We start from the raw sequence: 15,329 nt of genomic DNA on the forward strand, positions 1-15,329 counted from the left end.
CGGTCGCGAACGACCGCCCCACCCATCGATTCAGCTCGTGTCAGTACTGGACCGAACCACCCCACTGGGTGGTGATACCAGCGACATCGACCGTCTGCGGAACGATATCGCCAGGCGCGACCAGCGGGGGCAGTTTAGCCTGCGCCGCCGCTTCGAGCGCGGCGGTTCCACCGGGCTGAGCGGCGATCCACTGCTCGACGGCCGCCTTGGCCAGATTCACCTGGGTGGTGTCGAGGACGGTGGTGCTCTTGTTGTCCGCGAGACCTTCACCACCGGTGTAGCTGGTGATCTGAATGGTGTTGGCGCTGACGAACTCCACCGAGACACCGGCTTCGCCCGCTCCGGTCGGCGTGCGGTACCCGACGGTGCCGACGTAACCCGCCGCATTGCTGAAGTGGTGGGTGTTGGCGACGAATCCCGGCAGCAGGTTGCCGCCGTCGATGTTCGCACCGACTTCGGTACGCGGACCGGTCATCTCGACGACCGGCGCGGCGGGCGCGGACTCGAGACGCGGAGCCTCCCAGCGCGGCGGCTGCTGCACCAGGGTTTCCGACTCCGGCTGCGCCGCAGGGGTATTCGTGCCCGAACCCGGCGTCGCGGTACCGGGAGCGCTCGGCTGCGTCGCACCCGGCGCGGTCGGCGTCGCCCCGGTGGCGGGAGCCTTCGGATCCTCCGCGGTCGCGGGCTGGGCGGGCTGACCCGGCACCGGCAGCGGTGCCACACGCGGGGTGGTGACACCCGGCTGGGTCGGAGCGGCCAGCTTCGGATCCTTCTTCGGATCCGGCATGACCTGATCCGGATCCGGGGTGGTGATACCCGGCTGGCTCGGGGTCGGCTTGCTCTCCGGCTTGGCAGGATCCGGCTTGGCAGGATCGGGCTTGGCAGGATCGGGCTTGGCGGTCCCCGGCGCGGTCTCCGTGGGAGACTCGGCGCCCGGCTGGGCCGGGGCGGGAGTGGTCGGCGTGGTCGGATCGTTCGGAACTGCCCCCGCGGGCGCCGCGAGAAGAGTAGCCACGGCTGCCGCGGCGGCCAGCGGCAACGACGTCCCCGCCATCGTTCGCTGCGCCCGACTCGGCTTACGATGTTTCACTTTTCGCAAATCCCCTGTTCGGGTGCGACCGAAAGCGGTCGCACTCAGTTGTCCCTGGTGGACGCGTGGTCGTCGTAGCACGACCGTCGAGCCGTTCGCTGGTTCCCGTCTGGAAAGAAGCTTCCCCCCACAACAGAACGAGCGACCGCCGCCCGATCGCATCCCTGCCCGGAGTCAACCATATGTTCGGCCCACAGGCAACGCGTGAAACCCAGCCGACAGCAACCACACTCGCGCTGCCACGGTCGACGGATCGGACCGGGGTCAATCCAAGTCGTCATGGCGCATCAACAGACGCGCCGCCTCGATCACCGAGCCGGACAACGACGGGTACACCGAGAAGGTCTGGGCCAGATCGTTGACGGTGAGATTGTTCTGCACCGCGAGCGCGATCGGCAGGATCAATTCGGAGGCGATCGGCGCGACGACCACACCGCCGATCACCACACCCGTCGCGGGACGGCAGAAGATCTTGACGAAACCCCTGCGCAGCCCGGACATCTTGGCGCGCGGATTGGTGTTCAACGGCAGCATCACCGTGCGGGCCGGGGTCTCGCCGTTATCGATGGCGGTCTGGCTCACCCCGACGGTGGCGATCTCGGGGCGGGTGAACACCGCGGAGGAGACCGTCTTCAACCGGATCGGGCTGACTCCCTCGCCGAGCGCGTGATACATCGCGATACGGCCCTGCATGGCGGCCACCGAGGCCAACGGCAGCAGACCGGTGCAGTCGCCCGCGGCGTAGATACCGGGAACCGCAGTGCGCGAAACCCGGTCAACCCGCAGGTAGCCGCCCCGGTCGAGTTCGATGCCGACCCGATCCAGGCCGAGATCATCGGTATTGGGCGTGGAACCGACGGTCATCAGCGCGTGCGTCCCCGTCACGGTGCGCCCGTCGGAGAGTTTCACCACAACGCCCTCGGCGGTGCGCTCGACCGCATCGGCACGCGCGTGTTTGACCAATTCCACACCGCGTTCGGCCAGCGCCTCCTCCAGCACCAGCGCCGCGTCGGCGTCCTCGCCCGGCAGCACCCGGTCCCGGCTGGAGACCAATCTCACTCGCACGCCCAATTCCGTATAGGCGGAGACGAATTCGGCGCCGGTGACACCGGAACCGACCACCACCAGGGTTTCCGGGAGTTCGAGCAGGTCGTAGAGCTGACGCCAGTTCAGGATGCGCTCGCCGTCGGGTTCGGCGCCCGGCAGCACCCGGGGACTCGCCCCGGTGGCGATCAGCACGACCTCGGCCTCCAACACCAGCTCGGCGCCGTCGTCCTGCGTCACGAGCACCCGGTGCGTGGTCGACAGCCCGACCGCGGGTTCGGTCATCTGCGCGCGACCGGAGACCACGGTCACACCGGCCGACTGTAATTTGGATCTGATATCGGAGGACTGCGCGAGCGCCAGCGCTTTCACGCGCGAGTTCACCTCGGGCAATTCCACGGCAGCCTGACTCGGATCCAGTGTGATCCCGAGATCCTTCGCGCGGCGCAGATCGGTGCGCACGCCGGTCGAGGCGATGAAAGTCTTCGAGGGCACACAGTCCCACAGCACGCACGCACCGCCGATGCCGTCACGGTCGACGAGGGTTACCTCCGCACCGTGCTGCGCCGCGACCAGTGCGGCCTCGTAACCGGCGGGACCACCACCGATGATGGCAATGCGGGTCATCGCTACCTCCGCTAGGGCTGTCGACCGGGATCTCCGGCGGTGCCTACAACGTTATCGGGCGAGCGTCCGGCAACCCCCATCGACTCGACGCCATGAGACGAGCGCAACCCTCCCGTCCACCCCCGGATGACACTCGCGCGGAGCACTCTGGGCGGGATATGAGCGATCCGCCAATCTTATTGGCTACCCTTTCACCGTGCCGATCTACGCCGCCTACGGGTCGAACATGGACTCGTCCCAGATGCTCGAGCGCTGTCCGCACTCCCCCATGTCCGGAACGGGCTGGTTGGAGGGCTGGCGACTCACCTTCGCCGGCGACGACATCGGGTGGGAAGGACCGCTGGCGACGGTCGTCGAGGAACCAGGATCCCGAGTCTTCGTCGTGCTCTACGACGTCTCGCCGGAAGACGAACAGCGCTTGGACCGCTGGGAGGGTTCGGACTTCGGGATCCACAAGAAAATCCGACTGCGCGTCACCCCCAGCCCCGGCAGCGGCACCGAACCGCGACTCGCCTGGCTCTACGTTCTCGACGCCTACGAAGGCGGACTACCCTCGGCCCGCTACATCGGCGTGATGGCCGACGCGGCCGAAAAGTCGGGCGCGCCAGAGGAGTACGTGCACGCGCTGCGAACCAGGAACAGCCGCAACGTCGGTCCCGGCAACTTCTCCGTGTAGTCGGCGGCCCGGGGGCCGCGGGTTCGCGGCCCCCTTTGTCTCGCGTCCGAGTGGTCGAGACTCGCGCCTTCGGCGCATGCGCTTCGACCACTCGGACGCGAGACGGCCGCGAACGGTCGCTCGTAAGACTCGCTCCGGGCGGGGCTGGGATGGCCGGGCGATCACTTTGTCGGTCGCGGCGGACGACTCAATCCGCGAGGGTCGATTTGTTTGCTGAGAATTCGCCGACTTGCGCGCTCATGGTTAGCATCGGATGGTTTGTGTGGTCCGGATTCATCTGATTGGAGTTGTACGGCGCATGTTCAAGGGTTTCAAAGATTTCCTGATGCGGGGCAATGTCATCGACCTCGCGGTCGCGGTGGTCATCGGCACCGCCTTCACCGCCGTGGTCACCTCGGTGACCAAGGGCATCATCAACCCCTTGCTAGCGGTCTTCGGCACCACCGGTGACCTCGGCCTCGGCTTCCATATCGTATCGAGCAAACCGGCGACCTTCGTCGAGGTCGGGCCCTTGATCACGGCTTTGCTCAACTTCGTGCTGATCGCCGCCGTCCTCTATTTCGTGCTGATCCTTCCGATGAAGACGCTGACCAATCGCTTCGGCACCCCCAAGGCGAGCGAGCCCACCGAAATCGAACTGCTCATCCAGATCCGCGATCTGATGGCCGCGCAGAACGCCGACACGCCCGCGCAGAACGATGCGGACACCCTGTCCCAGCTCGACGATGACCTCGATTCGTCGATCGGGGATTCACTCACCGAGAAGAACCGGGTGGCCGACAACGGGGATTCGGACGCGCGTAGGCACGACGCGCGCACGGCGGATTCCCGCACCCGCGGCTAGCGGATTCAGCGACCGCCCGGCGCCCGCGGCGGCATGGGCGTCGCGGAGACGACCGGCGCGGAGGATCCGTCGACGGCCGACATCGACTGCCACGTGTTCCAGTCGATACTCCAGTCGTAGAGATCACCGTCTGCGGCCGAGAGCGCGATCGAGGTTCCGGTCACCTCGACCGGGTCGCCGTAGAGCGCGGTCGGGAAATACGCCTGGGCATCACCGGGTGAGAGGTTGATACAGCCGTTCGTCACATTCGCCGACCCCTGGGCCGACAGCGATTCCGGGTTGGCATGGATGAATTCGCCGTTGTTGGAGATGCGCACGGCCCAGCGCTCCCGCACATTCTCGTAGAACGGCGGATTCGACATCATGAAGTCCTCGTACTTCTCGGTGACGACGTGCACCCCCGAACGTGTCACATTGCGCGCCTCGTTGCCCTCGCCGTAGCTGACGGCGAAGTCGAAAATGGTCTGGCCGTCGCGGACCACCTGCATGCGATGGCTCGGCGCGTTGGCATTCACGATCTGGCTGCGACCGATGCGGAAATCCGAGGTCAGATCGGAATCGCCGTACTTACCGCCGCCGAAGTCGAGACCGTAGAATTTGGCGCCGACATGTACCGCGGTACCCGGTGTCCAGTACTGTTCGGGCCGCCAGTGCAGCCGTGACCCGCCGTTGTCGTCGGGGAACCAGGCCCATCCGCCCTTGGTCGGCGGGTCGGTGGTGACGGTCAGCGCCTTCTCTACCGCCTGCTTGTTCGACACCGAACCCTTGAACTGCACGATGATCGGCGCGGCGATGCCGACTTCCTGGCCGTCGCCGATATTGAGGGTCGCCGGGACGGTGGCCTTCGGGGCCAGCGTGGTGAAGGTTCCGTCGATCGGGACCGGCTTGCTATCGGTGCCGACGGCCGTGCCGGACCAGGTGTAGGAGGCGTCGTAGCCGAGCGGCTCGGTGATCCGGTAGGACTGCCGGTCCTGGCTCAGCTCGCCCGCGACCTGTTTGCCGTTGGCATTGGTCAAGGCGATCTGATCGATGCTCCCCGTGCTGACGGTGACCGATACCGGTGCGACGGGGACGACGCCGTCGGCGCCGTCGGCCGGCACCATCGTCACCTTCGCGACCGGGCCGGGTTCCCCGGCCTTGTCGTCGTTTCCTCCGTCGATGGTGCACCCGGCTACCAGCGCGACCACGACGAGCACAATGGCCGAGACGACGGCGACCGGTGTCCGAATCACTGCGCGGCAGTTCACTTCTTCGAATCTACGCGTTACGAAATCGGTGCGGGCAGTGGCGAAGTCCGTGTCGTCCCTTTCGCCCGGATCGGCCGCGAATTCGGCTATACGGTGACGCCGACGGTCACCGGTTCCGGTTCCAGCACGATGCCGAAGCGCTCGGCCACGCCGTCACGCACCGTCCGAGCCAGCGCCACCAGATCCGCGGCGGTGGCCGCGCCCCGGTTCGTCAGCGCCAACGTATGTTTCGTCGACAGCCTCGCGGGAGCGTCCGCCCCGGGGAACCCCTTGACGAAACCCGCGCGTTCGATGAGCCAGCCCGCGGAGAATTTGATCCCGTCCGCCGCCGGATAGGTGGGGACCGTGACATCACCCACATGGGCGGCGATCGCGGCGCGAACCTCGGCCTCCCGGTCCGGCGCGACCACCGGGTTGGTGAAGAACGATCCCGCGCTCCAGGTGTCGTGATCGTCGGGGTCGAGCACCATGCCCTTACCGGCGCGCAATCGCAGCACCGCCACGCGCACCTCCTCGACCGGGCGGGATTCCCCCTCGACGGCCCCGAGGACCTTCGCGAGTTCTCCGTAACGCAGGGGCGCGCTGAGCCCGGAAGGATCGAGCGCGAATTCGACCGCGAGCACCACGGCATCATCGCGATGTTTGAGCACACTCGTCCGGTAGCCGAATCCGAGTTCGGCCGGTTCGGCCCAGCGAATATCGCCGCTCGCGCGATCGAGCAATCGCACCCGGCGCAGCAGATTCGCCACCTCGACGCCGTAGGCGCCGACATTCTGCACCGGCGTCGCGCCCGCGGACCCCGGGATGCCCGACAGGCATTCGAGACCGCCCGATCCGGCCGCCACCGTGGCCTCGACCACCGCGTCCCACGAGGCGCCCGCCTCGGCGACCACCCCGTCCACACCGAGGTCGATACCGCCGTTCGCCACGTGCACTGCCACGCCGTCGAATCCGTCGTCGCTGATCAACAGGTTGGAACCACCCGCGATCAGCAGCACGGGAACACCCGCGGCGTCCAGCGCGCGCACCGTCGCCACCAGTGAGTCGGTCGACGCGCATTCGGCGACCGTCGCCGGACCGCCGACCCGCAATGTGGTCAGCTCGGCCAGGGGCACGGCAGCACGTACACGCGCACCGGTATCGACCAGCAATTCACGCAGGATGTCCGACGACACCACCCGAGAAGTTCGCACGCCCCAGACGGTAGCGTGTCCGAACATGGCTACACCCTTGGCGTACACGGCCCGATACCCCTATCCGGTCAGTACGGTGCGCGCGGCTATCGCCGAAGAGCAGTACTGGATGGACCGCATCGCCGAGGTCGGTGGTCCCAACGCACGACTGGATTCGATCATCGTCGAGGTCGATCGGGTGCGCGTCGAAATGGTACAGGCCATCGCCGCCGAATTGCTGCCATCGGCGATCACCTCGGTGCGCCCCGGTGACCTGATCATCCCGCGCGTGGAGAGCTGGACCGGCTATTCCGCCACCTTCGAGGCCCGCGTCGACGGCGCCCCCGCCGAGGTTCGCGGCACCGTCGAGCTGACCGGCGACGATACCGCCGCGACCGCCATCGTCCAGGGCACCATCGAGGTCAAGATCCCCCTTTTCGGCGGCAAGATCGAAGCCGCGATCCAGGAACGCCTGACCGAGCTGTTCCAGTCGGAAGAAGAATTCTCCAACAACTGGCTCGCGGCCAAGGGATAGTCGGCCCCCGGGGCCGCTAGCGAAATCGGCCCCGAACCACGCATCGCCCGCGCGGGCGATGCCCCAGTAATCTGTTCGCCATGGCACGCCGATTGGACTACTCCGCCCGCTACCCGCTCCACACCATCGAGGAGCTGTACGAGGCGCTGTCGACTCGGAAGTATTGGGAGGCCCGGGTCGCCGAGATGAGCAAATACACCCCGGGCAATGAAGTGGTGAGCGTCGACGTCGACGATTCCGGCATCGAGGTCCTGCTGAGCCACACCCTGCCAAGGGAGATGCTGCCGGAGATCGCGCAGACGGTGATGCGTAAGGACATGATCATCACCCGCAAGGAGAGCTGGGGCCCGTTCGACGAGAAGGAAATCGTCGGCAAATTCGCCGCCTCCATTCCAGCCGGGCCGGGCAGCCTCGGCGGCACCATACGGCTGTTCCCCACCGAAACCGGATGCACCATGCGTTTCTCCCCCGAGGCGAAGGTGTACATCCCGATGGTCGGCCCGCGCCTGGAACAGCTCATGCTGGTGAACCTGGTCGATCTGTTCCGTGCGGAGGCCGAAGAGACGACGAAGTGGCTGGAAGCGCGAAACCCGACCAGCTGACCAAACCGGTCGGCGCGATTACCCGTGGGACGACCGGAGTCAACCGGTTGCGCCGCAGTGATCGGTGGCTCGTCCACGACGATCTGGTGCGCACGCGGCTGCGCGAAGCCCCCGACCCACTCGTCGTCGACCTCGGTTACGGGGCGAGTCCGTGGACCACGTTCGAGTTGGCCACCCGGCTACGCGCCGTGCGCGCCGACGTTCGGGTGGTCGGACTCGAGATCGACCCGCAGCGCGTGGTTCCCGGCCGCGACGGCGTCACCTTCGCACGCGGCGGCTTCGAATTGGCCGGGCTTCGACCGGTTCTCGTGCGCGCCTTCAATGTGCTGCGGCAGTATCCGGAATCCGCCGTCGCCGAGGCGTGGGCGACGATCCGCTCCGGCCTCGCGCCCGACGGCCTGCTGGTCGACGGCACGTGCGATGAATTGGGCCGCCGGTGTGCCTGGGTTCTGCTCGATCGCACGGGGCCGCTGTCGCTGACGCTGGCGTGGGATCCCTTCACCGTCGAACGCCCGTCGGATATCGCCGAACGTCTTCCCAAGGTGTTGATCCATCGCAATATCGCGGGCGAGCCGATCCACTCGCTGCTGAGCGCCGCGGACCACGCATGGGCCCGCGCCGCTCCCCTTGCCCCGTTCGGCCCGCGCGTCAGGTGGCGCACCGCGACGGAATACCTACGCGCACAGGGTTATCCGATTCGCCTATACCGCAGGCGGATGCGCGACTGCGTCCTGTCGGTCCCCTGGTCGACCGTCGCCCCGGATTCGTCCTCGGCACGGTAGCGGGATGCTTTACACACCGGTGAGCGCGCGACGCACCCGCGCGGACGCCCTCGGCGACAACCGCACACTGGCGGAGCGGATTTCGTCGCGGTCACAGCGGTGAATGGCCATGGCGTCGCCGACCACCTCGTCCAGCGCGGCTTGCCCGATATCGGCCTCGGCCAGATCCAGGACGGTCCGCACCGGGGTCGTCACGAGAAAGGGACCGGCGGATTCCACATCGATACCGGCCAGCGGCCTGCGCAGCACGACGAGTCGAGGCGTCACCGGCGGACGCCCCTTGCCAACCGACAGGTGCAGGAAACGCGGACGTAGTCGGCCGACGCCGTGTAATTCCGCGGCGCTCTGATGGGAGACGGCCGCGGCGCCGTCGAACCAGGCCGCCCACATGGCGTATTCGTCGAGCGGTCCCCGGGGCCATTCCGACAGGCGCAGCAGGCCGACACCGGCCCTGGTCACCGTCCCGTCACCGAGGCCGTGGCGGACCCGCGTCTCGCATCCGGTGCGCAGCACTTGTCTTGTGGTGAAGAATCCGGCGTGGCGCCCGGCCAGCCGCCGCAGCACGCGCCAACCGTGGTCAACGGTTTCGGGTGCGCGGCCCGCCGCATCGCCAGCCATGAGATCAGGCTACGCCCCGATCATGTGTCTCATATCACAAATGATGCCCTCATCGAGCCCACAGAGCAGACACAGGAATATCGGGAAGAATCGACCCCATGAGTAAGCCTTCCGCCTTCGCGAGCGTCAGCCGCCGAACCCTGGTGATAGCGATCACCCTGGTAGTGACCCTGCTCGCCGCGGTCCTCGTCGGGGGCGAGGCATACGCCAGACATCAGCTGGCCGGCTGCATCAGCACACAGTTCGAACAGGAGATGGGTTCGAAGATCGATGTCGGCTTCGGATTCAAACCCCTGCTCGTCAGCTGGATCGACGGCAATCTGTCCACGGTCACCGTCGACAGCGAGGGCGATAAGTTCGGTCCTGCCGTCGGCATGGTCGTGCACGCGAAATTCCACGATCTCGAGGTCACCGACAACGGTCGCGGCGGCGGCACGGTCGGCAGTTCGTCGGCCGATGTCACCTGGAGTAACGCGGGCATTCGGGAAACGCTCGGTGATTTGGTCACCGGTGTACGCTCCTCGTCCTCGACTCACATGCTGACCCTCGACGTCCTCGGTGGATTGGCGCAGTTGCAGGTTCAGCCGCAGGTACGCAACGGCGTGGTCGAGGTGGAAACCAAATCCGCCCGGCTGCTCGGGGTCGGTATGCCGACCGATCTCGTCCAGGGCATCGTCGACATCTTCTCCCAGAGTCTGCAGAGCTACCCCATGGGCCTGAAGCCGACCGCGATCACGGTGACCGATAACGGAATCGATGTGCGGCTCGCGGGCGGACGCACCGAATTGCCCGCGAGCGGCACCAAGGACGTCAGCTGCTGACACGCCGCGCGATGTCTACTGACAGGAAACACCGGCTAGAATCGGGCAGTGCCCGATTCCGTACCCGCCGCCCCGCAGATCCACCGCGACACCGGCGATCCCGCGCCGGTGCAGCGCGAGGTGATCGGAGAACCGCCGACCGCGGGTGATCTCGAGGCGGCCATCGCCCGCCAGGTGCGCACACTGCGCCGGGCCAGCGGGCTCTCTGTCGGCGAGATGGCCACCAGGGTCGGCATCTCCAAGGCCATGTTGTCCAAGATCGAGAACGCGCAGACCTCGTGCAGCCTCTCCACCCTGGCCAGACTTGCCGCTGGACTGGATGTTCCGGTGACGTCGCTGTTCCGCGGCGCCGATACCGCGCGCGAGGCGGTGTACGTGCCCGCGGGCAACGGCGCGGTCATCGTGGGGCGTGGCACTCGGGTAGGACATCACTACGAACTGCTTGGTTCGCTTCGCGGACAACATAAACGGCTCGAACCGGTGCTCGTCACGCTGACCAACGCCAGCGAGGTGTTCCCCCGGTTCCAGCACGCGGGCACCGAATTGCTGTACATGCTGGAGGGCGTCATGGTCTACGGGCACGGTGACGCGGAATACACGCTGCGGCCCGGCGATTCGCTGCTGCTGGACGGCGAGGGGATCCACGGTCCGAACGAGCTGGTGCGACTGCCCATCCGATTCCTCGCGGTCACCGCGTACCCCGACAATCACGACGAGCACTGAGGACGCGACAAAGCCGGCCGACCGGGGGTGGCGTCCCGGTCGGCCGGCCCTTCCATCGGTCCCGCAGCGTTATTCGGCGACTCCGGCACGCGCCGCGTCTGCGGTGATGGTCTCCGCGGCCTCGACGGCCTCCGCGATGTCGGCGACGGGACCCGTCACCGTGATCATCTCCATGACGTAGGCGGTCTCACCGTGGGTCGCGGCGTCGAGGCCGGTCGACTCGTGTTCCTCGGTGACCCGCAGTCCCATGACCTTGTCGATGACCTTCGCGATCACCAGTGTCAGCACGAAGGTGTAGGTGAGTACGGCCAGCACCGCGACCACCTGGCGCCACAGCGAGTCGACACCGCCGCCGTAGAACAGTCCGGCCACCCCGTTGGGCGCGTCCGGATCGGCGAGGAAACCGATCAGCACGGTGCCGAGGATGCCGCCGACCAGGTGGATGCCGACCACATCGAGCGAATCATCCACGCCGAAGCGGTATTTCAGCGACACCGCGAAGCAGCAGACCGCGCCGCACACCACCCCGATGATCAGCGCGCCGATCGGCGCGACCGCACCGCAGGCGGGGGTGATGCCGACAAGGGCGGCGATAAGACCCGAACTCGCGCCGAGCGAGGTGGCGCGGCCCTCGCGGATCTTCTCCACGATCAGCCAACCGCAGATACCGGCGCAGGCCGCGGCGACGGTGTTGAGGATGACGACCGAGGCGCTGTTGTTGGCCGCGAGCGCCGAACCGCCGTTGAATCCGAACCAGCCGAACAGCAGAATGCCCGAGCCGAGCACGGTGAGCGGAAGATTGTGCGGACGCGGGACATTCGGGAAGGTGGAGCGTTTGCCGAGGACCAACACCAGGGCCAGCGCCGCGATACCCGCGTTGATATGCACCGCCGTGCCGCCCGCGAAGTCGATGGCCTTCAGGGTATTGGCGATCCAACCGCCCGTGACCGATCCGTCGGCGGAGTCGAACGCGAAGACCCAGTGCGCGACCGGGAAGTACACCAGCGTGCCCCACACCCCGGCGAACAGCATCCACGCGCCGAATTTCATCCGGTCCGCTACGGCGCCGGAGATGAGCGCCACCGTGATACACGCGAACAGCATCTGGAATCCGGAAACCAGCGCGGGTGGCAGCGCCGGTTCGGCAGGCGCGGTGAGCAGTTGACTCGATCCGAAGAATTCGAGCGGATCGCCGAGCAGACCCTTTCCGCCCAGCGAATCACCGAGTACGGCCGAGTATCCGAAGATGATCCACAGCACGCCGACCACGGCGAAAGCGCCGAAGGTCATCATCGCCATATTCAGGGTGTTCTTGATGCTGACCATGCCGCCGTAGAACATGGCCAGACCCGGCACCATCAGGCTCACGGCGGCGAAGGCCGCCAATATCCACGCGGTATTCGCCGCGGCGATCGCTTCAGTCATAGCTTCCCTCATCGTTGTGTCTGCCGTCGAGAATCGATGTCTCTTGATAGTGAACGGCTGGATACAAGTAAAGGACTCGCCAAGTTGCCGATAGCGGTCAGCCGGTGACATTTCTGTTAAGGCCGAAGGACCCGATACCGCTCCCGAGGGATTCGCGGGACGGGACCGGATATCTCCAGGAACTCCGCATCCATCCGGGATGGTCGGCGACCAACTCCCACAGGATGAACAGCAACGACGTCCCAGCAGCGTCGCGCTCGATATGAAACGGAGGATAACGCCAGGAAACAACGGGCTGGGTTACGCACAGATCGACCCCGGACACGCCCGACCGGGCGATCACTCGCCCATACACCGGCTCCACAGGCGGTAATCCAGAAGTTCACGTCATCGAGCGCTGACCCGCGCGTAACTCCCGCGTCATATCGCGCGCGTTTCATGAGAAATGACTTTGAATCACCTCATGAAACACCGCAGCGAGGACGGCACGTGATCGAAACCCACAGTTATGTGATCGTCGGCGGCGGACTGGAGGGCCTGGCCATCGCCTGGTCCCTGGCCGACCGGGGCGAGACCGATATCGTCGTCCTGGAGCGCGACACCCTCTGTTCCGGAATGACCGGCAAATCCAGCGGCGTGGTGCGCTGCCACTACGGCGTACCCTCCCTGGCCGCTATGGCGTGGTACGGCGTCGACATCTTCACGCGGGCCGCCGAGATCTTCGGCGACGATATGGGTTTCCAGCAGTGCGGCTACGTGGTCGGGGTCGGGGCGGACAATCTCGAACCGCTGCACGCCAATGTGGCGATGATGCGCGACCTCGGCATCGACGTGCGGCTCATCGACCACGACGCGATGGGCTCGCTGTGGCCGGGACTGTATCTCGACGATTTCGCCGCTTTCGCCTACGAGCCGCTGGGCGGGCGCGGAGAAGCGTACCTGGCGGGCATGGCCTTCGCGGCCTCGGCGCGCACCCTCGGCGTCCGGATCCGCCAATCCACCCCGGTGCGCGCGCTGCTGCGACGGGCGGGCGATGTCGTCTACGGCGTCGAACTGGCCGACGGCTCCGAAATACACGCCAGTACCGTCATTCTCGCCGCAGGCCCGTGGACGTCCGCGCTGGCCGCTGGAGTCGGCGTCGACCTCGACATCCGGGCCCAGCGCGCCCAATTGGTGCTGGTGGATCAGGGCGAGCCGACCCCCGTCGTCCCGGTCCTCTCGGATCTGGCCGGGCTGTCCTACCTGTGCCGCGAACCGAACGGCGAGATGCTGTTCGGCAATTCCGACCACAGCGCACCGCAGTACATCGACCCCGACAATTACGTGAACCGGGCCGATGAAGGCACCGTCGACACCGCGATCCGCAAACTCGGACACCGGCTACCCGATATGCCCGATCCGCGCATCACCGGTTCCTACGTCGGGGCCTACGACGTCACCCCCGATTTCAACCCGGTGATCGGCCCGGCCCCTGTCGACGGACTCTTCCTCGCGGCCGGATTCTCCGGGCACGGCTACAAGATCTCCCCCGCCGTCGGCCGACTCGTCGCCGATCTGGTCACCGACGGCAAAACCGATATGCCCAATGTCGATCCCCACGATTTCCGCTACTCCCGCTTCGCCGAGGGCGATCCGCTCGTCAGCCCGCATCCCTATCACGGCGCGGCTGAAATGCGTTGAATCCCTATCTCTTCCGTTTACCGATCGACCGACTCTGGAGCCCGCCATGGCCATAGACACCGCCGCCGCGTCCGTCCCCGACACCACCGCCGCCCCCCGTGATCTCGCCGCGATGGCGCAGGCCACCGGCACCCGCTACATTCTCGCGCTATTCGTCACGCTGTCGGGAAAACCGTGCGCGAAACTCGTGCCGGTCGAGGCCGTCGACCAATTGGTCTCCGGCGGCGCGGGTTTCGCCGGTTACGCCGCGGGCACCATGGGACAGCAGCCGAAGGATCCCGACCTCATCGCCGTCCCCGACCCGGCCTCGTTCACCCCGATCCCGTTCGTGCGGCCGGGATTGGCGCTGGTGCACTGTGATCCGCACGTCGAGGGCAGGCCGTGGCCGTTCGCGCCGCGCAACATCCTGGCGGGCACACTGCGCAAGGCCGCGGCGGCCGGACTCACCGTCAATGTCGGAGCGGAGATCGAATACTTCCTGGTCAACCGCGATCCGGATGGGGCTCTTCGTACCGCGGACGCCGCCGACACCAGCAGGCAACCGTGTTACGACGCGCGCGACGTCACCCGGATGTATGACCATCTCACCGAGATCTCCTCGGCCATGAACACCCTCGGCTGGGGCAATTACGCCAGCGATCACGAGGACGCCAACGGCCAGTTCGAACAGAACTTCGCCTACGCCGAGGCCATGACCACCGCGGACCGGGTCATCACCGCGCGCTACCTGCTCTCGGTGATCGCCGAGAAGCGCGGCATGCGCGCCACCTTTATGCCCAAACCCTTCGCCGACCGGACCGGTTCGGGCATGCACCTGCACCTGTCGCTGTGGAATTCCGAGGGCTCCGCCTTCCCCGACACCGACGACGAACGCGGACTCGGACTCTCCCCCACCGCCTACTCCTTCATCGCGGGCATCCTGGAACACGCCTGCGCGCTACAGGGCGTGATCGCGCCGACGGTCAACTCCTACAAGCGGATCGGCGCGACCTCGACCAGCAGCGGCGCAACCTGGTCACCGCGCTACGCCACCTACGGCGGTAACGACCGCACCCACTACCTGCGGGTGCCCGACCAGCACCGGGTGGAATTGCGCGGCGGCGACGGGTCGGCCAACCCCTACCTCGCCATCGCCGCGACGGTCGCCGCCGGACTCGACGGCATCGAACGCGCCCTCGATCCGGGCGCGCCTGGCAGCGCGCAACGTCGCGGCGACATGCTCCCGATGACCCTGCTGCACGCCATGGACGCGCTGGAAGCCGATCCTGTCCTCACCGGCGCGCTCGATACCGCGGGCCCCGGCGTCAGCGAGTACTTCACCCGCCTCAAACGCGACGAATTCTTCGCCTGGCACAACACGGTCTCCGCCTGGGAGATCGACCAGTACCTGACGGCGTTCTGACGGCGTCCGACCACGAGACCCCACCCCTGGCCCTCACATTC

Annotated in this window: 15 protein-coding genes; 9 read left to right on the forward strand and 6 right to left on the reverse strand. The window is 66.7% G+C overall.

All coding sequences use genetic code 11. The features are described from left to right. Positions 1-40 precede the first annotated feature (40 nt). Positions 41-1,054 (reverse strand): hypothetical protein, encoded by a 1,014-nt coding sequence (locus tag ABZS43_RS27730; protein ID WP_355038909.1) that lies wholly within the window; start codon positions 1,052-1,054, stop codon positions 41-43. A gap of 300 nt (positions 1,055-1,354) precedes the next feature. Further along, on the reverse strand, positions 1,355-2,761 hold the full coding sequence (locus ABZS43_RS27735) for an NAD(P)H-quinone dehydrogenase (RefSeq protein WP_355038910.1): 1,407 nt from the start codon (positions 2,759-2,761) through the stop codon (positions 1,355-1,357). A gap of 196 nt (positions 2,762-2,957) precedes the next feature. On the opposite strand from ABZS43_RS27735, the gene ABZS43_RS27740 reads away from it, so the two are divergent. Continuing rightward, entirely contained in the window at positions 2,958-3,437 is a 480-nt protein-coding gene (locus ABZS43_RS27740) for a gamma-glutamylcyclotransferase (RefSeq protein ID WP_355038911.1), read from the forward strand. Between the two features lie 298 nt (positions 3,438-3,735). Continuing rightward, entirely contained in the window at positions 3,736-4,281 is a 546-nt protein-coding gene (mscL, locus tag ABZS43_RS27745; protein WP_355038912.1) for a large conductance mechanosensitive channel protein MscL, read from the forward strand. A 5-nt stretch (positions 4,282-4,286) separates the two neighbouring features. Here the strand turns inward: mscL and ABZS43_RS27750 are convergent, their stop codons facing one another. After that, on the reverse strand, positions 4,287-5,513 hold the full coding sequence (locus ABZS43_RS27750; RefSeq protein ID WP_355038913.1) for an Ig-like domain-containing protein: 1,227 nt from the start codon (positions 5,511-5,513) through the stop codon (positions 4,287-4,289). A gap of 101 nt (positions 5,514-5,614) precedes the next feature. After that, positions 5,615-6,748, reverse strand: a complete 1,134-nt coding sequence (locus ABZS43_RS27755; protein ID WP_355038914.1) for a UDP-N-acetylmuramate dehydrogenase — start codon at positions 6,746-6,748, stop codon at positions 5,615-5,617. Between ABZS43_RS27755 and ABZS43_RS27760 the strand changes: the two genes are divergently transcribed. From ABZS43_RS27760 to ABZS43_RS27770, 3 genes are all read left to right on the forward strand, one after another. Then, the gene (locus ABZS43_RS27760; RefSeq protein WP_355038915.1) at positions 6,747-7,235 is read left to right on the forward strand and encodes a DUF2505 domain-containing protein; all 489 of its coding nucleotides are present in this window, start codon (positions 6,747-6,749) and stop codon (positions 7,233-7,235) included. The two genes, ABZS43_RS27755 and ABZS43_RS27760, sit on opposite strands and share 2 nt — an antisense overlap. Before the next feature lie 80 nt (positions 7,236-7,315). Next, complete coding sequence (locus ABZS43_RS27765; protein ID WP_355038916.1) at positions 7,316-7,837, forward strand: DUF2505 domain-containing protein; 522 nt, start codon at positions 7,316-7,318, stop codon at positions 7,835-7,837. Continuing rightward, positions 7,807-8,619 carry a class I SAM-dependent methyltransferase gene (locus ABZS43_RS27770; protein ID WP_355038917.1) on the forward strand — a complete coding sequence of 271 codons (813 nt, stop codon included), beginning with the start codon at positions 7,807-7,809 and terminating at the stop codon, positions 8,617-8,619. The genes ABZS43_RS27765 and ABZS43_RS27770 overlap by 31 nt, the downstream gene beginning before the upstream one ends. Before the next feature lie 9 nt (positions 8,620-8,628). On the opposite strand, the gene ABZS43_RS27775 is transcribed toward ABZS43_RS27770, so the two are convergent. Next, positions 8,629-9,237: a hypothetical protein gene (locus ABZS43_RS27775; RefSeq protein ID WP_355038918.1), complete on the reverse strand. Its 609-nt coding sequence runs from the start codon at positions 9,235-9,237 to the stop codon at positions 8,629-8,631. Between the two features lie 98 nt (positions 9,238-9,335). On the opposite strand from ABZS43_RS27775, the gene ABZS43_RS27780 reads away from it, so the two are divergent. Further along, positions 9,336-10,058: a DUF2993 domain-containing protein gene (locus ABZS43_RS27780; protein WP_355038919.1), complete on the forward strand. Its 723-nt coding sequence runs from the start codon at positions 9,336-9,338 to the stop codon at positions 10,056-10,058. A 108-nt stretch (positions 10,059-10,166) separates the two neighbouring features. Continuing rightward, complete coding sequence (locus tag ABZS43_RS27785) at positions 10,167-10,781, forward strand: XRE family transcriptional regulator (protein ID WP_355038953.1); 615 nt, start codon at positions 10,167-10,169, stop codon at positions 10,779-10,781. Positions 10,782-10,850: 69 nt separating this feature from the next. On the opposite strand, the gene ABZS43_RS27790 is transcribed toward ABZS43_RS27785, so the two are convergent. Then, entirely contained in the window at positions 10,851-12,206 is a 1,356-nt protein-coding gene (locus ABZS43_RS27790) for an ammonium transporter (RefSeq protein ID WP_355038920.1), read from the reverse strand. A gap of 489 nt (positions 12,207-12,695) precedes the next feature. Here ABZS43_RS27790 and ABZS43_RS27795 point away from each other — a divergent pair, with 489 nt between their 5' ends. Together ABZS43_RS27795 and glnT are read left to right on the forward strand one after the other, a co-directional pair. Next, complete coding sequence (locus ABZS43_RS27795; RefSeq protein WP_355038921.1) at positions 12,696-13,886, forward strand: FAD-dependent oxidoreductase; 1,191 nt, start codon at positions 12,696-12,698, stop codon at positions 13,884-13,886. 46 nt (positions 13,887-13,932) lie between these two features. Beyond that, positions 13,933-15,288, forward strand: a complete 1,356-nt coding sequence (gene glnT, locus ABZS43_RS27800) for a type III glutamate--ammonia ligase (protein WP_355038922.1) — start codon at positions 13,933-13,935, stop codon at positions 15,286-15,288. Positions 15,289-15,329 lie beyond the last annotated feature (41 nt).

The sequence above is a fragment of the Nocardia sp. NPDC005366 genome, assembly GCF_040606855.1.
In the GTDB taxonomy this organism is placed as follows: Bacteria; Actinomycetota; Actinomycetes; order Mycobacteriales; family Mycobacteriaceae; genus Nocardia.